General features: G+C 62.8%; 22 protein-coding genes. 6 read left to right on the top strand and 16 right to left on the bottom strand.

Features of this window, described 5'->3' with window-relative positions:
* Positions 1 to 5: 5 nt before the first annotated feature.
* The 8 genes from RIE53_00110 to RIE53_00075 all read right to left on the bottom strand — a co-directional run bounded on the left by RIE53_00110 (position 6) and on the right by RIE53_00075 (position 10,932).
* Positions 6 to 3,140 carry a CusA/CzcA family heavy metal efflux RND transporter gene (locus RIE53_00110; protein MEQ9103075.1) on the bottom strand — a complete coding sequence of 1,045 codons (3,135 nt, stop codon included), beginning with the start codon at positions 3,138 to 3,140 and terminating at the stop codon, positions 6 to 8.
* Positions 3,130 to 4,347, bottom strand: a complete 1,218-nt coding sequence (locus tag RIE53_00105) for an efflux RND transporter periplasmic adaptor subunit (protein ID MEQ9103074.1) — start codon at positions 4,345 to 4,347, stop codon at positions 3,130 to 3,132. Before RIE53_00105 ends, RIE53_00110 begins: the two co-directional genes overlap by 11 nt.
* Before the next feature lie 2 nt (positions 4,348 to 4,349).
* A complete protein-coding gene (locus RIE53_00100; GenBank protein MEQ9103073.1) occupies positions 4,350 to 5,732 on the bottom strand; it encodes a TolC family protein in 1,383 nt (460 codons plus the stop codon).
* An 88-nt stretch (positions 5,733 to 5,820) separates the two neighbouring features.
* Entirely contained in the window at positions 5,821 to 6,180 is a 360-nt protein-coding gene (locus RIE53_00095; protein MEQ9103072.1) for a hypothetical protein, read from the bottom strand.
* Between the two features lie 47 nt (positions 6,181 to 6,227).
* A complete protein-coding gene (rsgA, locus tag RIE53_00090) occupies positions 6,228 to 7,220 on the bottom strand; it encodes a ribosome small subunit-dependent GTPase A (GenBank protein MEQ9103071.1) in 993 nt (330 codons plus the stop codon).
* 84 nt (positions 7,221 to 7,304) lie between these two features.
* A complete protein-coding gene (typA, locus tag RIE53_00085) occupies positions 7,305 to 9,122 on the bottom strand; it encodes a translational GTPase TypA (GenBank protein MEQ9103070.1) in 1,818 nt (605 codons plus the stop codon).
* A 107-nt stretch (positions 9,123 to 9,229) separates the two neighbouring features.
* Positions 9,230 to 9,916 (bottom strand): response regulator transcription factor, encoded by a 687-nt coding sequence (locus RIE53_00080; protein MEQ9103069.1) that lies wholly within the window; start codon positions 9,914 to 9,916, stop codon positions 9,230 to 9,232.
* Entirely contained in the window at positions 9,913 to 10,932 is a 1,020-nt protein-coding gene (locus tag RIE53_00075) for a histidine kinase (GenBank protein ID MEQ9103068.1), read from the bottom strand. Before RIE53_00075 ends, RIE53_00080 begins: the two co-directional genes overlap by 4 nt.
* 139 nt (positions 10,933 to 11,071) lie before the next feature.
* On the opposite strand from RIE53_00075, the gene RIE53_00070 reads away from it, so the two are divergent.
* Together RIE53_00070 and RIE53_00065 are read left to right on the top strand one after the other, a co-directional pair.
* Positions 11,072 to 11,425 carry a hypothetical protein gene (locus RIE53_00070; protein ID MEQ9103067.1) on the top strand — a complete coding sequence of 118 codons (354 nt, stop codon included), beginning with the start codon at positions 11,072 to 11,074 and terminating at the stop codon, positions 11,423 to 11,425.
* Positions 11,426 to 11,471: 46 nt separating this feature from the next.
* Positions 11,472 to 12,542 carry a mechanosensitive ion channel family protein gene (locus RIE53_00065; protein MEQ9103066.1) on the top strand — a complete coding sequence of 357 codons (1,071 nt, stop codon included), beginning with the start codon at positions 11,472 to 11,474 and terminating at the stop codon, positions 12,540 to 12,542.
* 6 nt (positions 12,543 to 12,548) lie between these two features.
* Here the strand turns inward: RIE53_00065 and RIE53_00060 are convergent, their stop codons facing one another.
* From RIE53_00060 to aroE, 5 genes are all read right to left on the bottom strand, one after another.
* Positions 12,549 to 13,850: a T9SS type A sorting domain-containing protein gene (locus tag RIE53_00060; protein MEQ9103065.1), complete on the bottom strand. Its 1,302-nt coding sequence runs from the start codon at positions 13,848 to 13,850 to the stop codon at positions 12,549 to 12,551.
* A 77-nt stretch (positions 13,851 to 13,927) separates the two neighbouring features.
* A complete protein-coding gene (gene ruvA, locus RIE53_00055) occupies positions 13,928 to 14,524 on the bottom strand; it encodes a Holliday junction branch migration protein RuvA (protein MEQ9103064.1) in 597 nt (198 codons plus the stop codon).
* Positions 14,521 to 16,206: an NAD+ synthase gene (locus tag RIE53_00050; protein MEQ9103063.1), complete on the bottom strand. Its 1,686-nt coding sequence runs from the start codon at positions 16,204 to 16,206 to the stop codon at positions 14,521 to 14,523. The genes ruvA and RIE53_00050 overlap by 4 nt, the downstream gene beginning before the upstream one ends.
* Positions 16,197 to 17,279 (bottom strand): SRPBCC family protein, encoded by a 1,083-nt coding sequence (locus RIE53_00045; GenBank protein MEQ9103062.1) that lies wholly within the window; start codon positions 17,277 to 17,279, stop codon positions 16,197 to 16,199. The genes RIE53_00050 and RIE53_00045 overlap by 10 nt, the downstream gene beginning before the upstream one ends.
* Positions 17,276 to 18,157 (bottom strand): shikimate dehydrogenase, encoded by an 882-nt coding sequence (gene aroE / locus RIE53_00040; protein ID MEQ9103061.1) that lies wholly within the window; start codon positions 18,155 to 18,157, stop codon positions 17,276 to 17,278. The genes RIE53_00045 and aroE overlap by 4 nt, the downstream gene beginning before the upstream one ends.
* A gap of 173 nt (positions 18,158 to 18,330) precedes the next feature.
* Between aroE and RIE53_00035 the strand changes: the two genes are divergently transcribed.
* The 4 genes from RIE53_00035 (at position 18,331) to RIE53_00020 (ending at position 21,216) form a co-directional block, all read left to right on the top strand.
* On the top strand, positions 18,331 to 19,629 hold the full coding sequence (locus RIE53_00035; GenBank protein ID MEQ9103060.1) for a Glu/Leu/Phe/Val dehydrogenase: 1,299 nt from the start codon (positions 18,331 to 18,333) through the stop codon (positions 19,627 to 19,629).
* Positions 19,630 to 19,683: 54 nt separating this feature from the next.
* Positions 19,684 to 19,953 carry an antibiotic biosynthesis monooxygenase gene (locus RIE53_00030; GenBank protein ID MEQ9103059.1) on the top strand — a complete coding sequence of 90 codons (270 nt, stop codon included), beginning with the start codon at positions 19,684 to 19,686 and terminating at the stop codon, positions 19,951 to 19,953.
* A gap of 85 nt (positions 19,954 to 20,038) precedes the next feature.
* A complete protein-coding gene (locus tag RIE53_00025; GenBank protein MEQ9103058.1) occupies positions 20,039 to 20,221 on the top strand; it encodes a hypothetical protein in 183 nt (60 codons plus the stop codon).
* Between the two features lie 155 nt (positions 20,222 to 20,376).
* Positions 20,377 to 21,216 carry a BF3164 family lipoprotein gene (locus RIE53_00020; GenBank protein ID MEQ9103057.1) on the top strand — a complete coding sequence of 280 codons (840 nt, stop codon included), beginning with the start codon at positions 20,377 to 20,379 and terminating at the stop codon, positions 21,214 to 21,216.
* On the opposite strand, the gene RIE53_00015 is transcribed toward RIE53_00020, so the two are convergent.
* From RIE53_00015 to RIE53_00005, 3 genes are all read right to left on the bottom strand, one after another.
* Positions 21,191 to 21,637 (bottom strand): 6-carboxytetrahydropterin synthase, encoded by a 447-nt coding sequence (locus RIE53_00015; protein MEQ9103056.1) that lies wholly within the window; start codon positions 21,635 to 21,637, stop codon positions 21,191 to 21,193. The two genes, RIE53_00020 and RIE53_00015, sit on opposite strands and share 26 nt — an antisense overlap.
* A 34-nt stretch (positions 21,638 to 21,671) precedes the next feature.
* On the bottom strand, positions 21,672 to 23,981 hold the full coding sequence (locus tag RIE53_00010; GenBank protein MEQ9103055.1) for an ABC transporter permease: 2,310 nt from the start codon (positions 23,979 to 23,981) through the stop codon (positions 21,672 to 21,674).
* Positions 23,982 to 24,141: 160 nt separating this feature from the next.
* Entirely contained in the window at positions 24,142 to 25,530 is a 1,389-nt protein-coding gene (locus RIE53_00005; GenBank protein MEQ9103054.1) for an alpha/beta hydrolase, read from the bottom strand.
* Positions 25,531 to 25,798: the final 268 nt, after the last annotated feature.

Below are 25,798 nucleotides of genomic sequence, written 5' to 3'. Positions count from 1 at the left end.
TGGTTTCACTGCTGGACGTCAACATCGACCGGGAGGGCACCGTCGCTGAACCACCGGTACAGTGCTGGCAACACCAGCAGTGTCAGGACGGTGGAGGTGACCAGGCCGCCGACCACGACGGTCGCCAACGGACGCTGGACTTCGCTGCCGGTGCTTGTCGAAAAAAGAAGTGGAATAAGGCCCAGTGCCGTGGTTGCCGCTGTCATGAGGACAGGGCGCAGGCGCAGCAGGGCGCCCTCAATACTGGCCCGGTCCATGGGTGTCCCGTCCCGGATGAGCTGGTTCAGGTAGGTGACGAGTACCATTCCGTTTTCCAATGCAATACCGAACAGGGCGATGAATCCGACGGAGGCAGGAACGGACAGGTTCTGACCGGTCACCCAGAGGGCCACTATTCCGCCCACGAGCGCGAGCGGGATATTGAGCATGATGAGCGCCGCGTTCTTCAAGGAATTGAAGCTGGCATACAACATGAGCAGGACAATCAACAACGTGATGGGCACGACGATCATGAGCCGCTTGTTGGCTTCCTGTTGCAGCCGGAATTGTCCACCCCATGTGGTCAGGTATCCGGTTGGCAGATCAACTTCCGACTGGATGACGTCCTGGGCCTCCGCCACGAACGAGCCGATGTCACGGCCTTCGACGTTCAATTGAACGGTAATGAAGCGCTGGTTGTCCTGTCGGGTGATCTGTCGTGGGCCTACCACCTGGTTGATAGCCGCCAGTGCACCCAAGGGCACGGTCCCGCCTCCCGGAATCGGGATGAGGAGATTGGCGATGGCCGCCGGTGTCGACCGGGCGCCCTCCTCGAAGCGTACATAAATGGGGAAGCGACGGATACCTTCGAAGATCTGGCCTGCGTTGGACCCACCGATGGCGGTCGCCACCGTGCGCTGGACGTCTGCCACATTGACACCGTATCGGGCAATGGCCTGTCGATCGATGTCGATTTGCAGCTGGGGCGTACCGGTAATCTGGTCGGCCTGGACATCTGCGGCACCCTCGACGGTACGAAGGGCTGCCGCGATTTCATCGGCCTTGGATTTCAGGACGTCCAGGTCGTCGCCAAAAAGCTTGATGGCGAGTTCGGCCTTTACGCCCTCCAGCAATTCATCCACCGTCATCTGGATGGGTTGGCTGAAATTGGTCAGAACGCCCGGTACGTCACCCAATTCGTCGCGAATGGCTGACAGCAGCTCCGCCTGATTGCCGAATCGCCAGTCATCCTGTGGCGAGAGGACCAGGTACATTTCCGCCGAATTGATGGGATCGGCATGTGCACCCACTTCGCCGCGGCCTATCCGACTGACCACGTCCGTGATTTCCGGAATGGCCATCAAACGACGTTCCACCCGCTGGGTGGTCGCCTTGCTCTCGGTGATCGAAATGGACGGCGCCATGGTCAGTCGCATGACAATGGTACCCTCTTGAAGGGTGGGCGTGAATTCACTTCCCAACCGTGGAAAAACAGCCACGCCGACGACGACCAGGCCGACCGCCAGGCCGACGGCCATGGATCGCTTCTTGACGAAATGCGTCACGACAGGGCGATACCATCCGATCATCCGGTCCAACACCTTGGCCGCGAGGGGCTCCTTCAGCGGTTTTCCACTCGCGACGTCGGTTTCGGGGGCACGCATGAAGAAGTGCGACAGTACGGGCGCGAGTACGAGCGCATATACAAGCGATCCCAACATGGCCAAGGCGACCGTGTAGGCCAATGGCCGGAAGGTCTTCCCTTCTACACCCTGCAGTGTGAAGAGCGGCAGGAAAACCACGATGATGATGAGCACGGCGAACGCCACGGGCCGGGCGACCTCTGCGCATGCCCTTGCGACGACGTGAATACGAGGCTCGTCGGGATGGGCCTCCTTTAACATGCGATCGGTATTCTCAATCATGACGATGGCCCCGTCCACCATCATTCCGATGGCAATGGCCAGCCCACCAAGACTCATGAGGTTGGCGGAAATATCGAACTGACCCATGAATATCGCGGCAAACAGGACCGAGAACGGAATGGCGAGAGCCACAACCACGCTTGGACGCCACGATCCCAGGAAGGCCATCAGGATGACAATAACCAGGAGGATTCCCTGCCAAAGTGCGGTGGTCACGGTGGCAACCGCGGCTTCCACGAGCGTTTTTTGCTCATAGTACGGGACGATGTTGACCCCTTCAGGAAGCGCATTATTGATGGCGGCAAGCTGGGCCTCGACACGACCGATGACGGTGGACGAGTTGCTCCCATACAACTTGACCACCATTCCCGAGACCACTTCCTCAACGCCTCCGCGTGTCTGCAGGCCACGCCGGATGGCACCACCGATCTGGACCGTTGCCACATCCTTCACGAATACCGGCGTGCCGTCGGTGGTTCGGACCACGACGTTCTCAAGGTCGGAAACACCGGTCGCCAGCCCAACGGAGCGGACCACGAACTGTTCGGCATTCTGCTCGATGTACTGTGCACCGACGTTGAGATTGTTTTCCTCGAGTGCGCGTGTCAGTTCTTCCAGGGTGACCCGGTACTGCAACAAGGCATCGGGATGTACGACGACCTGGAATTGGCGCTCATAGCCTCCTATACCCAGCACTTCCGTGACGCCGGGAACGGTCTGGAGACTGGTCTTCACGATCCAGTCCTGCATGGTGCGGAGTTCCTCGAGCGAATACTGTCCGGTCGTATCGTCCAGGTAGTAAAACAGGACGAGTCCCATGCCGGTGGAGATGGGTCCCATTTCCGGTTCACCGAATCCCGGAGGAATGGACTCGCGCGCCTCATTCAGGCGTTCACCGACGAGTTGGCGGGCGAAGTAGATGTCCGTTCCCTCCTCGAAATAGACATTCACGACGGACAGGCCGAAATTCGATACCGATCGGACCTGCTCCACGTTGGGCAGGCCGTTCATGGAGGTCTCAACGGGGTAGGTCACGTAGCGCTCTACCTCGGCCGGTGCAAGTCCCTCAGTCACCGTGAAAACCTGGACCAGGGACGGGGAGACGTCAGGAAAGGCATCGATCGGGAGCCCCCGATAGGTCCACCAGCCGGCAGCGACGACTACGACACCCAACACCAGGACAAGAAGCTTGCTCTGCAGCGAGAATTGGATGATTTTGTTCATTTCAGTGCGCATGTCCGCCCTCCAATTCACTTTTACCAAGCTCGGCCTTGAGTGCAAAAGCCCCCGATGCCACGTAGCGTTCGCCTGGCTTGAGGCCCTCCAGGACGGCTACCCGATCCCCGGCGACGTCCCCTGTTTCGACGGGTCGCGGCACGAACCCGTCCACAGTCTGCACGAATACGACGGTCCGGCCTTCGACATCGATCAGTGCCGTGGCCGGTATGAGAACGTCCACCTCCACAGCCCGGACGGTCAAAAGGCCCGTGACGAATTGACCGGGTTTCAATCGTCCTTCCGGATTAGAAACGACCGTGCGGGCAATGGCTGTCCGCGTCTCCTCGCCGACGATCGGGCGCACATAGGAAATGGTGCCCCGTGTCCGGGGTTGCCCCGGACCCGCATCAATGATCACGTCCTGTCCTTCCTGGACGGTCCCGAGGTCCCGCTGGTAGATGGACAGGTCCGCCCATACGGTGGACAAGTCCGCCACTTCGAACGCCTCCGTGGCAGCCTCGACCGCCTCTCCGAAAACCACGTGCTTCTCGATTACACTCCCTGAAATGGGTGCAGTCAGGGGGTAGGCCACCAGGCTGCGTTCTTCCTCAAGCGGCAGGGCTTCGATGTACGCATCCGAAAATCCGAGAGCGATCAGTTTCTGACGTGCGGATCGGGTGCGGATTTGAGCCTCGGCGTTGGCCTGTCGGGCTTCGAGAAAATCGGCCTCGGCCGTGATTTCCTGCTTGTAGAGCCGTTCTTCCCGCTCAAATGAGGCGCGGGCCAGTTCCTGACGTTCAACGGCCGCAAGGTATTCCGCCTTCAGGTCGGCCAACTCCCGACTTTCAATGACGGCCATGATCTCGCCGGCGCGAACGTAACTGCCGACGTTTGCACTCACACTCCGCACCACGCCCGACACGCGGGGCGTGACGTGCGCATACCGGTCTTCGTTGGCGCGTATTTCGCCTGGAAGACTCTTTTGCAGGGACATGGTGCCGGGGCCGGCCGTCCGGATGTCAATTCCGAATTCTTCCACCTCGTCGGCTGTAAGCACAACGAGGTCTGAATTTGCAGGGTCCGTATTGAGGCGTTCGGCCACTGATGACGGGACCGCTGATTGACCGGGTACGACAGCGAACCTCCAGACAAGGAAAGCCACGGCCAGAAGGCCGAGCCAGGTTGCCATGAGCAGAATGCGACGGGTAGTGATTCGGGTATTCATGGTCATCTCTGGTTCGTGTGGGCGTCTTCGACGGCATGGAAAGGGGTGGCGATCAGTCGCTCGACGGCAGCGCGCGCTTGATGGAAATCCGACAAGGCATCCGCGTACGCATTCCGTGTTTCGAGGAATGCACTTTGTGCATCAAGGACGTCGAGAAGCCCATATTCTCCCTCGTGATAGCCGGTCAGGATTCCGTCATACGCGGCCCGGGCGTTCGGCAGGGCATCTTGGTACAGCATGCGGGCTGCATCGGCTGACACGACCAAGGTGCCGTACAGCGTGGTGAGTTCCCTGCGGGCCCGCAGGAACGCCGACTCTGCGTCTGCCTCCGTGGCTGCAATGCGCGCATCGGCAGCGCGGATGGCACCCTTGTTCGTATTGAAAAGGGGAAGCGGAATGGTAATCCCTGACGAGATCGCCGACTCTCCCAATTCATTGAAATACGCGGCGCCGAAACGAACAGTAGCGTCCGGAATGCGTCGGGCGCGCTCCAGACGAGCGTGTGCACGGGCTTCTTCCAGCAGTGTGGCATATTGGGCCAACTCCGGGTTGAGTTGGAGCAGCGGAACAAGCCTTTCGAGTTCGGGCACCGGTGCGGGCTCAGGAAGTGTCCCCTTCACCCTCACGTATTCGACGTCGCCACCGAAGGTGGCGGCGAGTCGGGCCCGCGCATTGTCCAGGAATCGACGTGCTCGCTCGAGGACGGTAACGGCCGTGATGGCGGCCACACGCGCACGACGGGCTTCCAGCGGAGACACGGCTCCTTCTGCGGCGCGGCGTTCGATTGCATCGGCAAGCCGTCGTGCGATCTCCCCTTGTTCTTCAGCGATTTCGAGACGTGCCTTCGCCGCCAGAACGCCGATAAAGGAGTACCGAACCTCGGTAACGACATCCAAGCGGGTGGACTCGACGACCCACGCCGCCCATTCCGCGCCACGTGCTGCGACGTCGGAACGGGCACGACGGTCGCCACCCCACTCCAGTGTCTGTGAAAGGCTACCCCCGATTTCCAGGGATCGGAGTCCAGTTCGCGACCCGATACCGCCGAACTCGTCGATTCCGGCATCCAGTTCCGGATTGGGCAGTCGCGCCGCCTGCGAAGCCTCGTTTTCCCTGGCCTGCTGTTCGAAGGCGGCTGACCTGAGCGTTGGGTTGTATTCGAGTGCTAGAGCGACGGCCTCTTCAAGCGAAAGCGGACGGTCGTATTTGTCCGGAGGAATCGGTACGTGCTTGCCGGACGGTGGAGGAAGGTGGACCGGACGCTCTGAAATTAGGGTGCGGGGCTCCGGATAGGAGGCTTTATAGGAATTTGCGCAGCCGGCAGACATGCCAGCCAGCAAAACCATGACCGACGCCAGCGTCGGCCCGAATGGGATGCGGATCATATGCCTTGAAGTCCTGATCGTGTATGATGCCACCGTTGACGCTCATGGTCGTGCGTACCGGGCGGACGAATCGGGGATCAGGAAAGGCTCAGATCAGCAGGACGACACTGCGATGCAGTGGGGTGGGTCCGTACGTCGACGGAGGCGCGACGCGAGACGCGGGAAGGGGGTGCACGGGTGCCGGTAGATGCGCCACGACGGCCATGACGGCCACCTGAGCCGGGCCACTTTCCGTCTTGAACGAGCTGCACTTGGCATCATTTCCCGTCGGGATGGGGATGTCCAGGCAGTCTTCAACGTGCACGATTTCCGCATCCACATGCCCATCCATGCCGAAACACAGTACAACCTTGCTGGCGTGCGGCCCGAGGGGGGCCAGCGCCATCAGCACCGTCAGCAGCCAGGCTGCCGGCGCCAATCGTGCTTTGATGGTTCGGATAAGGGGCATGCCCTTCCAATCAGCAGCCCGCTGCCAAGTTCCATTTTTCGGCTGATTCAGCGTCGCTTGTCTTTCTTTTCAGCCTGGATACGCTTGTGCAGCTTGCCGGTCTCCTTGTCCTTGCGGCGGCGTTCAGCGAGGCTGCGGTCGTAGTGCTCGGACTCCCGCTTCAGTTTCATATAGCGATCGTAGCGGGCGCGGTCCAGTTCACCCGAGGTAACGGCTTCAAGCAGAGCGCATCCCTCTTCGACCATGTGGGAGCAGTCGCGGAAGCGACAGGCGGTCGCGAGCGCGCCAATGTCATCGAAGGTTTCCGAGAGGCCGGCCTCGGCGCCCAGCAGACCGAGTTCACGCATACCCGGCGTATCAATAAGCCATGCCCCCGAGGGCAGCGCCATCAGGTGACGGCTCGTGGTGGTGTGGCGGCCGCGGTGATCGTCTTCCCGCACGGCGCCGGTGGCATACGCGTCCACGCCCAGCAGGCGGTTCGTGAGCGTGGTCTTGCCGACGCCCGACGAGCCGAGCAGGCAATACGTCTTGCCGGGCTCGAGCCGCGCTGCCAGGGCCTCCATGCCGAGCCCGGATTCGGCCGAGACCAGGTGGATGGGCGCGGTTTCGCCCGACGCGCGGATGGCCGCGACGAGGTCCACCCCGTCCAGCAAATCGGCCTTGTTCAGGATGATTTCGGGCGCCACATCGCCATCCCGGACGGCCACGAGATACCGCTCCAGCCGGGCCAGGTTGAAATCGCGGTCGCAGGACTGCACGATGAATGCGGTGTCCACGTTGGCGGCCATGATCTGCACGGCGGCATCGCCCCCGGCCGCGCGACGGCGGAGCACCGTCCGGCGGGGCTGCACGTCGTGCACAATCGCGAGTGTGTCGTTGTCGAACAGCTCGGCCTCCACCCAATCGCCGACCACCGGCAGGGCCTCGTCCGATTCGGCCATGAACCGGAAGCGGCCCGTGAGCTCGGCGCGGACTTCGGCCTGCCCGACCAGGACGGTCAGGTGGGTACGGTGAACGGAGGAAACGCGGAAGAGGGACACGAAGGGTGGCCGGTATGGTTTATCCTTGCAATCTCGGCATCTGGTGCCAAATATGTAAGGAAAAACGGGCCCGACCCGACCTGATTACGCGTTCCGCTTCTGCTCGTGCTTCTTGCGGTCGTTCGGGTTCAGGTAGCGCTTGCGCAGGCGGATGGACGTCGGGGTGACCTCCATGAGCTCGTCCTCGCGGATGAACTCAATGGCCTCTTCGAGCGACATCCGGCGCGGCGGAATGATCTTCTCGAACGAATCGGAGCCCGAGGCGCGCATGTTCGTGAGCTTCTTTTCCTTGACGACGTTCACGTCGAGGTCCACGTCGCGGCTGTTCTCGCCCACCAGCATGCCTTCGTAGACGGCATCGGTCGGGCCCACGAACAGCTCACCGCGCTCCTGGAGCGACACGATGGCGTATCCCGTGGCCTTTCCGGAGCGGTCGGCTACCAGGGCGCCGGAAGCGCGGTGCGAAATCTCGCCGGCCCATGGCTTGTACTTGTCGAAAAGGTGCGTCAGGATACCGGTGCCTTTGGTATCGGTCATGAACTCCGTGCGGTAGCCGATGAGGCCCCGGCTCGGGAGTTCGAAGTCCAGGCGGACACGGCCCGAGCCGTGGTTCACCATCTTCGTCATGACGCCTTTCCGGGTGCCCAGCTTCTGCACGACGGCGCCCATGAAATCCTCGGCCACGTCAATCATGGCCAGTTCGTACGGTTCGTGGAGCTTGCCGTCGATTTCCTTCGTGATCACGCGGGGCATGCCGACGGAGAACTCGAAGCCTTCGCGGCGCATCTGCTCAATCAGGATGGCCATCTGGAGCTCGCCACGGCCGTAGACCAGGTAGCTGTCGGCCGAATCCGTCTCCTCAATGCGCATGGCCAGATTGGTTTCCACCTCGCGGAACAGGCGATCACGCAGGTTCCGGCTGGTCACATACTTGCCTTCACGGCCACAGAACGGCGAATCGTTCACGCGGAACTCCATGGACATGGTGGGCTCGTCCACGTGCAGCGGCGGCAGCACTTCAGGGTTTTCGGCGTCAGCGATGCTCTCGCCAAGGCCGATTCCCGCCATGCCGGCCACGGCCACGATGTCGCCCGGGCCGACTTCATCGGTCTCCACGCGGCTCAGCCCTTCATATTCGAACAGCGCCGTGACCTGGGCGGGGGTTTTCGATCCGTCGCGGCGGCACAGCACCACGTGCTGGCGGTTCTTCAGCGTCCCGCGTACCACGCGGCCCACCGCGAGCGGACCCCGGTATTTGTCCGGAATCACGTTCGTAACGAGCACCTGGACCGAGCTCTCGGCGTCCTGCGGAGGAGCGGGAATGGTGTTTACGATGGTTTCAAACAGGGGCCGCAGATCGGCCATCTCCTCGCCGAGGTCCAACGTGCACTTGCCGTCGCGCGCCACGGCGTAGACGACCGGGAATTCAATCTGCTCCTCGTTGGCGTCCAGGTCGATGAACAGGTCGTAGACCTCGTTCAGGACTTCCTCGGGGCGGGCGTCGGATCGGTCAATCTTGTTGATGACCACGATGGCCGGCAGGCCGAGGGCGAGCGCCTTGGACAGCACGAAGCGCGTCTGTGGGAGGGGGCCTTCTGCCGCATCGACCAGCAACATGATGCCGTCCACCATCCGCAGCGTCCGCTCGACTTCACCGCCGAAATCGGCGTGACCGGGCGTATCCACGATGTTGATCTTGACATCCCCGTAGTGCACGGCCGTGTTCTTGGCCATGATGGTGATGCCCTTCTCGCGCTCCAGATCCATGGAATCCATGACGCGTTCGGCCACTTCCTGGTTGTCCCGGAACGTGCCGCTCTGCCACAGCAGCGAGTCGACGAGGGTGGTTTTGCCGTGGTCCACGTGGGCCACGATGGCGATGTTGCGCAGGGAAGTGTGCATGGGAGATGCGAGGAATAGGGACGGTGCGCAGGTTGCGCTCCTGAAAATTGGGGTTCAGCCCATGGATACGCCGTGCAGGCGTCCGGGTCCCGGCAGAAGTTGGAAGTTCACGCCAATTCCAGTCGGGCCAGGGCCTCCTGCCGGTACGCCCGGCCCACCGGCAGGCGTTTCCCGGCGACGAGTACGAATTCCGGCGCGTGGGCTTCGACGGCGGCCCCCCGGACCAGGAACGAGTGGTGGATGCGGATGAATCCGGCGCCGGAGAGTTCCTCCTCCAGGCTCGACAGGGCCCGTTTCGTGACCAGCAGGCCGGACAGGGTATGGATGCGGGCGTAGTCCTTCATGGCCTCGATGTACACGATGTCCCCCGTCCGCACGTGTACGTTCTGCCGGTCCACCCGGACGGTAATCCGGGCGACGCTCGATGCGTTGCGCGTGGCGTGGAGCGCCCGAACCCGGTCGACGGCCTTTTTGAACCGTGCCATGGAGACGGGTTTCAGGAGATAGTCGACGGCCTGGAGCTCGAATCCCTCGACCGCATACTCACGATGCGCGGTGGTGAACACCACAGCCGGGGGCTCTGGAAGGAGCGGGATGAGGTCCAGACCGGAGAGCCCGGGCATCTGGATGTCCAGGAAGAGCAGGTCCACGGGGCGTTCGGACAGTACGCTCAGGGCCTCCCTGGCCGACGCGCACGATGCCACGAGTTCGCAGTCGTCCAGGTGCGTGAGGAAGTTCTCCAGCACGCGGCGGGCCAGCGGTTCATCATCCACGATCATGCAGGAAAGGCTCATGGCGCAAGGGGAATGGTCATACGGGCGGTGAACCAGCCATCCTGGACCGATGTGGTCAGCTCGTGCGCTCCAGGATGCAGGTGGGCCAGACGTGCACGCAGGTTTTCCAGGCCGATGCCGCCGCTCCTTTTCGGGTCGGCAGCCGCCAGCGTATTGCGGACCTCGACGTGCAGGCGCCCCTCCGCCACGGTGACACGGATGGCAATCCGGCTCGGCGCATCGGACGGGTGAACGCCGTGCTTGAACGCGTTCTCGACCAGCGGCAGGATGAGGAGCGGTGCCATGGTGGCGGCGGGCGGGTCCGACGGCAGATCGAGCGTGATGACGGCCCGGTCCGCACATCGCACCGACTCCAGATCCACGTACGCCTGGATCATGTCCAGTTCCAGGGCAAGGTCCACGCGGTCCGTACCCGCGCGATAGAGCACGTAGTCGAGCAGCGTGGACAGTTTCAGGATGAGGTCCGGCGTGTCGGCGCTCCGCTCAAGCGCCAGCGCATACAGACTGTTCAGCGCGTTGAACATGAAGTGCGGCTGGATCTGGGATTTCAGCAGGGCCAGTTCGGCTTCCTTCAGGCGGATTTCCATGGCATGGCGCGCCTGCTGGAGACGGTACCATCGCTCGGCAAGGTGGGCGGCTACGGCCAGGGCCACGAAGAAATACATGCCGAGGAGCCCGTCCACCACTCCCGGAAAATCCGGTTGCACGACCATGGATTGGTAGTCCGCGAGCGTCATGTAGAGCACGAAGGACACCAGGAGCTCAAGGTAGACCGATGCGATGACCGTATAGACCAGGTACAGGCCGAACCGCGCGTACTGTCGCGTCAGCAGGTACCGGGGGATGAGCCGATACAGAATGAAATACGTGGTGCCGATCGTGACGGGCAACAGCAGGGCCGCATAGGCCAGGTTCTGGGCAAAATCCCCCGGCTTCTGCCCGTAGTAGAGGGCAAAGAACACCAGGGCGGTCAGCCAGTAGGCGACGTGAAGCAGGATGCGGATGCGCAGGGTCATGACAAAGGGTACAGTTTCCTGCCGACAAGCCCAACGATGATGGTCGACGCGAGACCGTTGATGGTCGATTTTGGTTTCCGGAGCGCGGAGCCCCGGGCTACGTTGCGGCCGAATCCTTACCATCAACACAGTGATTGTCATGTCCTACATCGAAATGGGTGGCGTCTTCATGATGCCCATGCTCCTCATTGGCGTCGTGGCTTTTGTGGCCGGTCTGGCCGGTGCGTTCGGCGTTGGATCCCTCGCCCCGCACGCCGGGAAAATGGCCGCCGCCGTCCGTCATGCCGCCGTATTCCTGCTCATCATGGGCATCCTGTCCCAGGCCATGGGACTGTATCAGGCCCTGTCGGCCATTGAAGGCGTTGGCGGAACCGTGTCTCCGGCCCTGGTCGCGGGCGGCCTGAAAGTATCCTTCATCGCGCCGATATTCGGTCTGGTGGAGTTCCTGGTCCTGTATGTCCTCTCGGCGGTTATCCGCTTCCGGATGGGGTAGTTCGTTGCGTCGTAAATTGGGGGCTGGAACGAACCCCTGACGCGACATGACCGAACTGCTTTCGTACGAACTGGCCGGATGGCCCCTCCTGGAATGGGCCAAACTCCTCGGGTTATGGGTGGTGTTCACCGCGGTGGGATTGGGCATCCGCCGCCTGTTCTTCGGCCGGTTCACCGCGCTGGCCGAGCGGACGTCGAACCGGATAGACGATGTGATTGCCGAACTGCTCGGCGGCACACGCACATGGTTCCTGGCCGTGGTTGCGCTCTATTTCGCGACACGGTACCATACGGACGATGCCCCGGCCCTGGAATGGCTTTTGCGACTGGTGTTCCTGGGGCTGCTGGTGCAGGCCGGGCTGTGGGGCAATGACCTCATCCGGCTCACCACGAAATGGTACTCGGAGGCCCAACAGGAGGATACGTCCCAGGTGACGGCGGTCCGCGCCATCGGTTTGGTGGGCAAGATCGTGCTCTGGTCCGTGCTGTTCCTGGTGGCGTTGGACAATTTCGGGGTGGACATCACAGCGCTGGTAGCGGGGCTCGGGATTGGCGGCATTGCCATTGCCCTCGCGGTCCAGAATGTGCTGCAGGATTTGCTGGCTTATGTATCGATCATTGCCGATCAGCCGTTCGTGTACGGGGATTTCCTGGTACTGGACAGCATGTCGGGGACCGTGGAACACATTGGCATCAAGACCACGCGGCTCCGGAGCTTGTCCGGTGAGCAGATCATCATATCCAACAATGACCTGCTCTCAACACGCGTCCGGAATTTCAAGCGGATGTACGAGCGCCGGATTGTGTTCGGTGTGGGCGTCACGTACAGCACGCCGCACGACAAGCTGCAGGCCATCCCCGACATGTTGCGCGAAGCCGTGGAGTCCTGCTCCGACGTGCGTTTCGACCGCGCGCACTTCAAGGAGTTCGGCGACTTCTCCATCAACTTCGAGACCGTGTACTTCGTGCTGGTGTCCGACTACGCCGTCTACATGGACCGCCAGCAGGAAATCAACCTGGCCCTGCACAAGCGATTCACGGCGGAAGGCATTGAATTCGCCTTCCCGACGCAAACCCTGCACGTGGAATCGTTGCCCGAGCGGGGTGGGGCCGACTGATTCAGGTCAGCGGACTACCAGCGGTCGTGCGTGGGCGCCGGTGTGCAGCACATACATGCCGGCTGGCACGCCCGAGAGGTCGAGTGTCAGCCTGTCGGCGGTGGGGTGTGCAGTCCAGGTCCGGACCGTGCGCCCGAGCAGATCGACCATGTGGATGCGTGCTGAAGAGCCGGGCTGCAAATTGAGGGGCACCGTGACGGCGGTCCGCGCCGGGTTGGGGTAGGGCAGGCCCATGGGGGATGCGTCGAGGGCATCTGGATGTTCAGGGGTTCGTTCGGCGGCCGTGTCGGTGGCCAGCGCGTATCGGTAGATGCCGTTCTGATCGTTGAAACACAGGTTGGCGCTGATGAACAGGTAGTTGCCCGCGAGTTTCGGGACGCCGAAGCACGGCGTGGCGGAGGACGACAGAGGGTATCCCGTCAGATCGAACGCAGCCGTCGCGGTGACGGCGGCGTCGGTGGAGAGGAAGAAATTGGCCCCTCCAACGCTGGTCGTATAGGGTATCCACGTCTCGCCGTTGGCCGCGACCAGGGCATTCGCCCAGTTGAAATCGCCGAACGATGTGTATGACGTCCACGTCGCGCCGCCGTCTTCACTGCGGTGGACCTGTCCGTCACCGACGTTCTTGAGGTAGAACGTGGTGCCGACCTGCCACGCTCCGGAGAAAAAGTTCAGGAAGTTGCCGGGAATGGCAATGGCCGTCCAGGTGGCACCGTCATCCGCCGAGCGGTACGCGAGACCCGACCGGTTGGCCAGGAGCGACCCCGCATTGTCCGTGAGCAGGACACCGGAGCCCGCGCCGCCCGATGAGGACTGGGTCCAAGTTTGCATGTCATCGGTCGAGACGTACAGGAAGGAGGCGGTCGACAGGTACCAGCGTCCGTTCCCGTAGGCGATGGCGCTGGGCTGACCGAGGCCAGGCTGTTCCTTGTAGGACCAGGTGGTACCTCCGTCGTCGGAGGTCAGGAAGGCCACCGCTGTAGCGTTTCCGAGAAGGGCGGCCAGAATCATCCGTCCGTTGACGACGGCTTGAAGAGTGGGAACGCCTGCCACGGGCGTGAAGCCGGCAACCGGGCTCCAGGATGCGCCCAGATCGGCCGACGAGTACAACGATACGACCACGGACGAGGGAGCGGTCCACAAGGTGAAGAGGGTCTGCCCGTCATACCACAGGCCAGCAGGCACGCCATCGGGAAGCCCGGCGTTCCGATCCATCCGTTCCCACTGGGCGAGGGCGGGTTGGGACGTGACGCCCAGAAGGGTGAACAGGGCCAACAGGCCTAGGGATCGGAGGAAGAAATCGGTCATGGCGGGAGTACGGGGAAAGTGGTTCGTGTGCCAAGTTACCGGCACGCATGGCCGCCCCAATACCCGCCCGCGGGTATTCATTCCCGTAAGGCCAATCGGATGATGTCCTCGGCGCTCGTCAGATCGGGGTTCTTCTTGAGCACGGACCGGACCGCCTTGTCGGCTGCTCCGCCGGACAGACCGAGCGCCTCGAGTGCCGCGAGCGCATCGGCACGGAATGAGGCCGGCGTGGCGACGCCACCGCCGGGAGACGTCGCATCGGACGGATCCACCTTCTCGAACCGGTCGCGCAGCTCCACGATCATCCGCTCGGCAGTCTTGCGGCCCACACCCGGAATGCGGGTCAGCAGCGCCGCATCGCCTTCCAGAATGCGTTCCCGGATCTCGTTGGGCGGCAATGCGCTCAGGGCGGCCAGCGCCAGTTTCGGACCCACGCCCGAGACCGCGAGCATCATCCCGAACACCACGTACTCCGATTCGCGGGCGAAGCCGTAGAGCATTTCGGCATCCTCCCGGACGTGATGGAACGTGGTCAGGTGGACTTTCTTGCCCGTGGCGGGGAGTTGTTCGAAGGTGGAGGTCGGCACGAGCACGCGGTAGCCGATGCCGCCGACGTCCACGATGACCTCGGTGGGTTTCTTGGAAACGAGGACTCCCGATACGTAGGCAATCATGGTAAGAGGGCGTCGATGGCGGCCCGGTCCAGGTTCATGACAATGGGCAGGCGCCGTCCGGCGCCGAAGGCCTTGGAAGATACGCGCAGCCCGGGTGGGGCCTGGCGGCGCTTGTACTCGTTCCGGTCGACCACGCGCAGCAGGCCCTCCACGAATGCGGTCGGATGCCCGGTCTGGCGGGCAATCACGTCCACGTCTTCCCGGTATTCAATGTAGCGCTTCAGGATGGCGTCCAATTCATCGTATGGCGGCAATGAATCTTCGTCCCGCTGATCCGGACGCAGCTCGGCCGACGGGGGCTTGTCGATGGTGGCCTGCGGAATGATATCGCGGCCGGCCCGCCGGTTCATGTAGTTGGCCAGCGCAAAGACGTCGGTCTTGAAGACGTCGGAGAGCACAGCCAGGCCGCCGGACATGTCGCCGTACAGGGTGGCGTAGCCCATGGCCAGCTCGCTCTTGTTGCCGGTGGTCAGCAGCAGGTGACCGAATTTGTTGGAGATGGCCATCAGGGTCAGTCCCCGCGCCCGCGCCTGGATGTTTTCCTCGGCCACGCCCGGCTGGGTGCCGGTGAACAGCGGCTCCAACATGTGGTGGAAGGCCTCCACGGCCGGCTCAATCGGAATGGTATGCAGGGTCATGCCCAGGGCGTCGGCCAGCGCCACGGAGTCCTCCACGCTGCCTTTCGACGAGAACCGCGAGGGCATGGTCACGCCCAGTACGTTTTCGCCGCCAAGGGCCTCGGCGGCAAGGGCCGCCGTGACGGCCGAATCGATCCCGCCGGACAGCCCGACGAGGGTCTGCTTGAAGGCGCCGGACTTGCCGACATAGTCGCGGATGCCGAGCACGAGCGCATCGTGCAGGTCGGCAATACGGTCCGCGGGGCGGGGCAGCGCGGTGGGCGTGATGGCGTCTGCTTCGGGCAGGTCGTACCAGGTGAGGGTCTCCTCGAAGGAGGGCGCCACATGAACGAGCGTGCCGTCGGCCGCATGCACGCGGCTGTCCCCGTCGAAGATCAGTTCGGTGTTGGCGCCTACCTGGTTGACCACCAGGAACGGCGCGCCATGCGCCCGGCAAATGCCTCCAATGACGCCGCTGCGCAGCGCGTGCTTGCCGTGCGAGAAGGGCGACGCGGAGATGTTCACGAACAGGTCGACGCCCTGGTCGGCCAGTTCCTGGAGCGGATCCCGGTCATAGAGGTGGTATTCGGCCACCTCCTCGTTATTCCACATGTCCTCGCAGATGTGGACGCCCAGGCGGACGCCGCGGAAGGACATGACCTGTTGTGCGGCCGCGGGCTCGAAGTAGCGGTATTCGTCGAACACGTCGTACGTCGGGAGGAGCATCTTGTGGACGACCTGCCGGGGTTGGTCGCGCTCCAGCAGGACGGCGGCATTGAAGAGCCGTTTGCCCTTGGGACTCGTATTCGGGACCGGCGTGCCGACGAGCGCGGCCACCCCGTCCGGAAGATGGGTTTCAATGTGCGTCAGCGCCTTCTGCGCGGCCGAAATCACGTAGTCCGAGTGCAGCAGGTCGAGCGGTGGATATCCCGTAATGCACAGCTCGGGGTATACGACCAGGTCCGCGCCTTCCTCGGCCGCTTGTTGCGCGTAGTGGAGGATGCGCTCCACATTGCCGGCTATGTCGCCGACCGTGGTGTTGATCTGTGCGAGGGCTATGCGCATGTGGTAGCCGCTCGATACGCCGTCTTCAGCATGGATTGGAAATGATGCACGCCGTTCTCAAGGTCGTAGGAGAACCGCCCCCGGTCGTAGGCGCGGCTTGCGAGGCCGCGTTGGACATGCTCGCAGATATGGATGTCTTCCTGTTGCACGCGGTCACTGAACGCGCGGTCCTCGTCGATGTTGTGCTCAGCCGTGGCGTAGTAGTCGAAGAGGGTCCGGCACCGGTCCGGGGCGAGCGCATCCACCCGGTTCACCTGCAGGCGGCCCGGCAGGATGTTCAGCATGAGATTCGGAAACACGAAATAGTAGTACGCCGCGCCGTCGGCCGGCCCGTAGGCGGTCGATGCGTTCTTGATGGGACTGTGCTGCAGCGAGTAATGGGTGAAGGTCTCGGTCTCGTAGGACCGGTAGTCCAGCAGCTCGCAGAGCTCCGGATGCACCAGCGGGATATGGTAGCCCTCCAGGTAGTTGTCCACGTAGACTTTCCAGTTGCACGCCACGTCGTAGCTGTCCCTGACGCGGAAGGCCGGGTCGGTGAGCCGGATGGGCGCAATGTGCTCGGGGATACCGGCGAACAGCTCGGCAATCGGGGTGGCGTTTTCCGGTTCCAGGCACACGAACAGCAGACCCTCCCAGATTTCGACACCAATCGGTGTCAGGCCGTAGTTCTTCTTGTCGAACAGTTCGGTCCGGTCGAAGCGGGGCACGCCGCGCAGCATGCCGTCCATGCGGTAGGTCCAGCCGTGGTACTGGCAGCGCAGCATCTGGGCGCGACCGCACCGGTCGGTGGCCAGGGGGCCGCCGCGGTGCTTGCAGACATTGTAGAACGCGGACAGGGCGCCGGTGCGGTCGCGCGCAACCAGGACGGGGTTGCCGGCGACGAAGTCGGTCACGTACGAGCCGGGCTCGGCGACATCCGAAGCCGGGCCCACGTACTGCCAGGAACGGGCCAGGACCGCCGCCAGGTCGAACGCATGGAACGCGGGGTCGGTGTACCACGCGGACGGAATGGTCTCGCTCGTCGCCAGGGGCGCGATTTCGAGGTCCACGGGGTTGATGTTCGGTGTGTTCAAGGGTACTCCCTCGGTGAAAGGGCGCCGCGGACCGACAGCGTATCCATTTTCCGGCCGGTCCAGCGCTCGAAGGCCGCTGCGGCCTGACCGATGAGCATGTCCATGCCGCCCTGGGTGCGTGCACCCTGCTCGCGGGCCTCGCGCAGCAGGCGGGTCTCGGCCGGATTGTAGACCAGGTCATACACCAGATGATGCGCGCCGAGGCACGCCGGGTCGTCGAGCGGCGACGCATCCACCTCCGGCCACATGCCGATGGGCGTAGCGTTCACGATCAGTTCGACCGATGCGATGGCGGCGTGGCGCTCTTCCCAGGGTATGGCCATTATTTCTCTAACGACTCGGTCTTCCCGCCCCGCCGAAAGCGCATGAACGAGCGCATCGGCCTTTTCCGGCGTGCGGCCAGTGACCAGGACCCGATCCATGCCGAGTTCGTGCAGGCACGCCCAGGCGGCGGCGCGCGCGGCGCCCCCCGTGCCGAGCACGAGGGCCGACGCGAGCCCCCGCTCGCGTATGGGCGCCGTGAACCCGGCGATGTCGGTGTTGTCGCCGACCAGGCGGTCCTCGGCGTCGCGGAAAACCGTGTTCACGGCGCCCACCGCGCGCGCCGCCGCCGTCAGGTCGTCCAGGAATTCGATGACCCGCTGTTTGTGCGGTATCGTGACATTGGCACCCAGGATGCCGAGCGCATGGATGGCATCCACCGCCTGGGCCAAGTCACAATCCCGGACACGGCAGGCCACATAGACGAGGTCTATCCCCGCGGCCTTTGCCGCCGCGGTCATGATGACCGGGGATTTCGAGTGGGCCACCGGATCTCCCATGAGGATGGCGAGTTGTCTGGAAGCGCTTTTCGCATCCATAATTGAATCAGCAGGCACGTTGCGATTACGCTTCCAAGATAGTAGCCTGTCACCGGATTTCTGAACCTGAACCAACTCCAAGACCCATGTCCGCATCCTTCCTGGCACAAGTTGACCGAATGTTCGCCAAAGCGAGTGCCCTGACCTCCCATCCGGAGGGTCTGCTGAAACAGATACAAATCTGTAATAGCATGTACCACATGAAGTTTCCGCTGAAGAAGGATGACGGCACCATCGAGGTCATACAGGCATGGCGGGCCGAGCACAGCCACCATCGCCTGCCCGTAAAAGGCGGCATCCGGTATGCCGACAACGTGAATGCCGACGAAGTGGCCGCGCTGGCCACGCTCATGACCTACAAGTGCGCCATCGTGAACGTCCCGTTCGGTGGCGCCAAGGGCGGCATCAAGATCAACCGCCACAACTACTCCGAGGCCGAGCTCGAGCGCATTACCCGCCGCTATACGTACGAGCTCATGAAGAAAAACTTCATTGGCCCGGGCATTGACGTCCCCGCCCCGGACTACGGGACGGGTCCGAAGGAGATGGCGTGGATGTTCGATACCTACAATTCCATGTCCGACGATCCGTTGACCGCCGCTGGTTGTGTGACGGGCAAGCCGGTCGCCCAGGGCGGCGTCCGCGGTCGGACCGAAGCCACCGGACGTGGCGTGTACTACGGCATCCGGGAAGCCTGTAACAACCCGGAGGACATGAAGGCGGTCGGCCTCAGCGTCGGGCTCGAGGGCAAGAAATGCATTGTACAGGGCCTTGGAAACGTGGGCTACCATGCGGCCAAGTACCTCCAGGAAGGCGGGGCCATCCTCGTCGGGCTCATTGAATGGAACGGGGCCGTTTACAATCCGAATGGCATTGACATAGAGGCTGCCATGGCGCACAAAAAGGAAACCGGCGCCCTGCTGGGCCTGGCTGGCTGCACCGATGTCGGCAATCCTGCTGCCGCGCTGGAAATGGACTGCGATATCCTCGTTCCGGCGGCGCTCGAAGCCCAGATTACCAAGGAAAACGCGCCGCGCATAAAGGCCAAGCTCATTGGCGAAGGCGCCAATGGTCCGGTTACGGCCGACGCCGACGCCATGTTGCTCGCACGGGGCGTCCTGGTCATTCCCGACGTCTACCTGAATGCCGGCGGCGTCACCGTTTCGTACTTCGAGTGGCTCAAGAACCTCTCCCACGTCCGATTCGGGCGCATGAGCAAGCGCTTCGAGCAGACCTCCAACGAAAACATCATCCGCTCCATCCTGTCGGCCACCGGCATCAATCTGCCGGCCGAGCAGATCACCAAGCTCTCCCAGGGGGCCGACGAGCTCGATCTCGTCAACTCCGGTCTCGAGGAAACTATGATCTCGGCCTACATCGAGAACAGCGAGATCGCCAAGGCGCACAAGACCGACCAGCGGACGGCGGCGTTCGTGAATGCCATTGACAAGGTGGCGGTGTACTACAATGCACTCGGCATCTTCCCCTGATCCGGGGTCGTATCGGGGCGCATACCTGTGTTGCCGCTCTCGCCCTCAGACAACATGATCCTCGTCCTTGGATACCTTCGGATCCAACCCGGGCAGCGGGATGCGTTCCTGGCCGGGTCGCTCCCTGCCGTTTGCGCGGCACGGAAGCGTCCCGGCTGCGTGGATTTCTCGGTGTCGGCCGACCCGCTGGACGAGAACCGGATAAATGTCAGCGAGCAATGGGAGTCGCGCCGGGAGCTGATGGCCTTCCGCGAATCGGGTCCCGAGGATGATCTCTGGTCGCTCGTGGCGTACGCCGACGTCCAAGAGTATGAGGTAGCGTAACGTCGAACGATCCGGAATAAGACTTGAATCTGGATTCCGGGGGGGATATTATGTTTCTGTTTCCGATTAACCAAACCGGAATTTCATGAAACTGCTCGTTGCTCTCTTCGCCTTGCTGATCGTCAGCCTGATTCCTGTAAAATCAACGACCCCTGTTTCAAGCAATTCGTGCTCGGCTGCTGAAGGACCTTGTACATGCATCCCTGCGCTCGGTGATTATTGTCAGCCGGACAGCGGCATTGTGTGGGACTTCAAGTGCAGAGAATAAGGTTTCTCTGGTGGGTATTGCTCCTCCCGTCAGGCTGTGGTCCGACACCATCGTTTGAGTACAACGTTCCGACCCAATCGGTCGATTTGTCGGCAGTTCCAACTTGGAATCTGTCAACGCAGGAAGTTGCGACCGGGATTGATGTCGCGTTGCCCATGGACCTTGCGCTTGGCGAATCCAGCATAGTAGTAACCGATGCGTCCAGCGGCTCTCCGTTGAGACTGTATGATAGAGCATCCGGTGTCCTGACGGATAGTGTGGATGCGGTCGGAGAAGGCCCCGGAGAATTGAGGCGTGTTTGGTCACTGCATCAAATGCATCCGAATAACTTTGCGTCAGTGGATGTTGCGAATCGCAACACGTTTCATCTTCACGTGACGGAGACCAAAAAGATGGCGTTGTCCGGATTTCGTCCGATGCCCACGGAAGGAATGGTAACGCACGTTCTACAGTCTGATTCCACGGTGAGCACCGTTCTTGGTGGAAGCTTCGGTTCCCAACGGTTCATTGAGGTCGCCGCTGACGGTCAAGTACTGAGGAAATTTGGAGATCTTCCAATCCTCTTGTCGAACACGGGCACCGATTATGACCTCAGGGGAGAATACAGAGCCTCTCCCGATGGATCGAAGGCCGTGGTCGTCCTCACACGTGCCGACATCATCGAAATCCACGATTTGCGGTCCGGTGAACCTCTTGCAATAACGTGGGGTCCGTTCGAGCACGATCCGTTGAATGGAGACCGCGGGTACATTGATGTATCCGCCGGATCGGATGCCATCTATGCTCTGCTCAGCTTTCAGTCAGATCTGCATCCGTCCCACTTGGGAAACACCATTCTGGCATTCGATTGGACCGGCGAACTGAAGGGACGAATCATACTCGACGGTGGTTTCACGGCGCTGGCGGTCGATGAATCATCTTCGGAGTTTTTCTTGTCTCGGCACGACCCGACGCCAGCCATTGTGAAAGTCAGGATTCCAGAGGGGCTGAGGTGACGCGCCGCTCGGCCTCGGCCCAGCAGGTTTCGGTTTCCTGGACCCGCACGCGGACGGCGTGGATGCGCCGCGCCCTCAGCATGTCGATGGACGTTTCAATGAGGTGGTCCGCCACGAAAATGCAGATGTTCTCGGCCGTTGTGTCGTAGGGCAGGACGGCGTGGCGCCAGCCGGCATCCTGCATGATGCCGAGCAGCTTGGCATCGCCTGCGGCCACCAACGTGCTGTGGTCCCAGGCGTCGACCAAGGGGGCCAGGGCGTTCTTGACGTGCTTGAAGTCCACGAGGAGGCCGTTCTCGTCGGGCTCACCCTCGAGTTCGACGAACATGGTGTAGGAATGCCCGTGCAGGTCGCGACAGCGGCCCTCGTGCCATGGCAGGCGGTGGGCACCTTCCCATCGGAATCGTTTGGCAATTTTCATGCCCGCACAAACGACGCCCCACCGGCTCGGTTTCCTATTCCCGCCGCAGGCTGTCCACCGGATTCGCCAGGGCCACCCGGAGCGCGTGTGAACCCACCGTCAGAACGGCAACGAGCACGAGCAGCGCCCCCAACAGCAGGAAACTCACGGCTCCCGGGACGTCCCGGACCGCGAACCGAGCGAGCCAGTCGCCCATGAGCCACCAAACGAGCGGGGCGGCCAGCACACAGGCCACCACCAGGAGCCGGACCGATTCGCCCACGAGCAAGCCGGCTACACGAACAGAACCGGCGCCGAGAACCTTCCGAATGCCGATTTCCTTGGTCCGCCGTGCGGCCGCCAGGGCACTCAGCCCGAATAGCCCGAGAGTCGCAATCAAGAGCGCGAACAGCGTTGAATACCGTACAATGCGGGCCCAGGCGGCGCTTCCCGACGCGCGGTCCCCCAGGTTGTCCGACAGGCGGTAATAGGACATGGGGGTGTCGGGGGCGAGCAGCCGCCATGCGTCCTGGACGGCACTGAGGGCATCCTGCTCGCGCCCAGCGGCGTGCCGGACCAGCAGATAGCCGGCCGACTCCGGCTGTTCGAGTGGCAACAGGGCCATCGGGCCAATGGCGCGCGTGACCGACAGGAAGTGGAAATCCTCGACGATGCCGCCCACCCGGTATGCATCCGTCAGCATGGTGCCCACGGGCGCTCCGCCCAGTTCGTTGGCCAACGTCCGGTTGATGAGGACATGGGATGGATTCGATGCATCGATGGGCGTGCCTTCCGTCACGTCCAGCCCCAGCAGAGCCACGTATTCGGCCGATACGCCGAACGTATGGATGCGCCGCGTTTCATCCCCATCCGGGATTTCCATGGTACGAAGGCTGCGGGAGAGCATGCCGTTGGAGAGCGCGACGCCCGAAATGGCCGGGTCGGTTGAGGCGGACAACTGCGCATGCAGCGCCGGGATGGTGGCCCCGTTCGTGAAATCGGGCTCAACGACGAGCACGTTTTCCGCGTCCAGGCCCAGGTCAATCCGGTTCAGGAAAGCCAGTTGATGCGACATGATCCAGGCCGATGCCAGGAGTACCGCCGTCGCCACGAACTGCAGCACGACCACCGATTGGATGAGCCGGGACCGGCCCCGTCCGTCCGATGCGCCTTTCAGGGCGTCAACCGGTTGGACCCGTGCCAGGTGCCACGTCGGAATGGAACCGGCCAGAACCCCCACCAGGATGACGCCGAGTGCCACCAGTACGCCGAACTCCAGACGAGTCAGCACCGACAGGTCCACGGTCTGTCCCATGAGCGTGCCGAACGCCGTGGACAGCAGATCGGCCAGGCCGATCCCGACCAGGGCGGCGATCGACGTTTTCAGGAGCGCATCGCCCAGATACTCGGCCGCAATGTTCAGGCGACTGGCCCCGACCACCTTCCGGATGCCCACGGCCCGGTTCTGCTGGACGCTCCGGGCCAGGGAAATGGTCGTGAAATTGGAACAGGCAATCAGGATGATGAGCAAGGCCAGACCGATCAAGACGTCGGCACGCTGCTTGTCTCCCGTCCGGACAATGCCCAGGGTGGACGCCTCGCTCAGGAAGTACATGTCCTCCACGGGCGTCAGGAAGAACGAAAGCCGCTCGTGCTCGGGAAGACGCACGTCCGCCGCCTGCACGCCATCCGCAAGCCGAACGAACGTGGCCGCCTGCCCGTGCCCGGCATCGTGTTGGCGTGCCTTGCCCGGTTGCGCGCGAGCCGTCTCGTACGGAAGGAGGATGCCCCACTGAAGGCTCGACCAGGCCGGGGAATCTGCCACGACGGCGTCCACCCGGAACGATTCGAAGGCCCCACCGATGTTGATTTCAATCAGTTCGCCGATGGGCGACCCGAACGGGACGTAACGGCGCGCCTCGCTCGCGGTGAGCACCACCGATTCCGGGGAGCGCAGGGCCTGCTCCACATTTCCCGCCAGCACATCCACGTCGAACAGGTCCAGGAACGAGGGATGCACGTACCATATCCGGTTGTATTCCAGGACACTGCCCGCCCGAACGACCGAGAATTCCGGCAGGAAAACCGACGCCGCATCAATGCCCGCACCCGACTCCCGGAGATCGTCCGCCAGTCTGTATGGCGTATCGGCCCAGTGCGTCCGCTGCCCATCGTCCTCGGACCAGGCATCCACCCGGTACATCCGGTCGGCTTCCGGCCAGCGCGCATCGTGGTCATATTCCTGGAGCGCGAACGCCAGGATGAGGAAACCCACCGCGAGACCGATGGCCATCCCCGTGATGTTGATGGCGGTCAGGAGGCGGTCACGGACCGCGCCGCGGAGCAGTCTTCGGATGAGGGACATGGGCGATCAGGGAGAGATTCAGGATGTCCCCGGAAATGCAATCCTTGTGCCAGTCCTTCCGGAGCCGGTTGCATGGCTCATTCCGGGCCCGTTCATGCGTGCTCGGCGTTCAGGAACGTCCGATTCCGGACAGCCCGCTGCCCGCCTGCGAACAGGGCGATCAGAATGAGGGCATGCCCGATGGTGCATTACCGGCATTGACTTCCAACAGGGGCTGGACCGTGCCATCCGGCGTCACCGCCTGCTGGCGCAGCAAATACGGCGCTTCGTCCGTCACGCACGAGCGCAACGTGTAGGCGGCCGAGCGCCGCTCCCACCAGGTGCATCCGGTGGCCGGGTCCTTGGCGTCTGCGCCGACCGCCCGGTGGTACACGGAAACCTGCTGGATGGGCCCCGACGGCGTCATCTGCCACGTCGGTACCGAAACACTGTCCAACTCCGTGGTCTTCATGACGCCGAGCATCCAGTTGGCCCACGTGGCGTCGATGACCGGATAAACCAATTCCTGGCTGGTCCGCGTGGCCTCGTCGCTGTCGTGGGGCTGACGGAATACGATCAGGGAGTCCCCGACCGTGCCGGCCAGCACCCGTTCGGGTTGTGCGCCGAAATAATCGAAAGAACGCCGGACGAACGCTCCCCAGGCATCGTGCTCCAGCGTATCGGCCAGGATGCGGCCGGAGCCGGGCAATTGCGTTTCGATGACCGCGCGCGTGAGTCCGGGCTCCGGATGCGTCACGGACAGCGCCATGGGCATGCCGCCCTGGATATAGAAGGCGGAAAACGCATCGACCTGTCCAATCCGGCCACCATCATCCACCACCTCAGTGGTGCGCGTCACAATGAAATCCACAATCCGTTCGCGTACCGATTCGTCCGATGCGACGAGCGTCATGCCATGGAGACTGCCGTCCGGCATCAGGAATTCCGCGCGATTCTCCAGGCTCCGTACCAGGGTCCGGACCGGCTCGACGGCCGATGCGTCACCCCGGGAAACAATGCCGAGCACCGAAACCGGGCGCGCCCCATACAGCGTTTCGAGTCCGTTGTCGGTGGCCCCTCCACTGACCGCTACGAAGGCACGCAGGTCCGGGAGCTCATCTACCAGGTCCGCCAATCGATATGCCCCGCAACTGGTGCCCGCGACCGCTGTGACAGTGTATTGCAGACGGGCGTAGGACACGATGTTGCGGGTGTCGCTGCCAAAGGCGCTGCGGATGGCATCCGTGTGGGCCGGATTCGACAGGTCGAAGGCGTCCGTACGACTGCCTCCGGTGCCACGGAAATCGTGGGTCATGACCGCAAATCCTTCGGCTGCCAGCGCTCGCGCCAGTTCCTCATACAGCCCCTGCTGGGCCGTGCGACTGCATTCATTGAACAGCAGGACGGCCTCCGTGACGCCTTCCGGCTCATACCACGTGGCCGCCAACGCGAATCCGTCCGGCATGGTGACGCTGTCCGTGCGGACTTCGACCGGCGTCTGTTTACAGGCCGGGAGCAGAAGGAGGAGAAGAAGCAGCGCCAGCGGGAGTGGACGGAACGTTCGGGACATGGGCATGCAAATGGGGACGAAGGTACGGATGGTGGAGTCGAGGCTGTTGACGGGGCTGCCGTCCGGACGTACGTCTCATTCCGCGCGAGGTTTTGCCAAAAAAACAGCGCCCGGCGGTCCCACCAACCGCCGGGCGCCCCCCGTTACTGGGAGGAGGGTTACAACGACCGCCTCCCAGAAATCTCTTTGTCGGCTCGGGTTCGTTGGATTTATAGGGCCGCCCACCCCGGCGGGGCCCCAGGTGCCGAGAAAACAACGTAACCGAACC

The sequence above is a fragment of the Rhodothermales bacterium genome (assembly GCA_040221055.1).
GTDB lineage: Bacteria > Bacteroidota > Rhodothermia > Rhodothermales > UBA10348 > 1-14-0-65-60-17.
The sequence above is the reverse complement of the archived record's forward strand: the minus strand, read 5'-3'. Positions and strand labels throughout refer to the sequence as shown.